This window comes from Mesorhizobium sp. M2E.F.Ca.ET.209.01.1.1 (assembly GCF_004010375.2).
Taxonomy (GTDB): domain Bacteria; phylum Pseudomonadota; class Alphaproteobacteria; order Rhizobiales; family Rhizobiaceae; genus Mesorhizobium.
This window is the reverse complement of record NZ_SADP02000799.1, coordinates 1-280: the sequence shown is the minus strand read 5'-3', so window position 1 is coordinate 280 and position 280 is coordinate 1. Positions and strand designations below refer to the sequence as shown.

The window sequence follows — 280 nt, the reverse complement described above, 5'->3', positions numbered from 1 at the left end:
ATTTTTCCAAGGGCGACGTGCTGCTGGAGAAGGGGCGCTTGCTCGACCCGGCTGCACTGTCGCTGGCGGCATCGGCCAACCACCCCCGAGTGAGCGTGGTGAAACGGCCGTTGGTCGCCATCATCGCCACCGGTGACGAACTGTTGCAGCCCGGCAGCGAACTCGGGCCGGACCAGATCATCTCGTCCAACGCTTATGGCGTCGCCGCGGCAGCACAGTCGGTCGGTGCCCGCGCGCTCGATCTCGGAATCGCCGCCGACCGCAAGGACGCCATCGCCGC

1 pseudogene is annotated in these 280 nt (G+C 67.5%); it reads left to right on the top strand.

Features of this window, described 5'->3' with window-relative positions:
* Positions 1 to 280: pseudogene (locus EN852_RS37960) on the top strand (molybdopterin molybdenumtransferase MoeA); the annotation flags it as partial.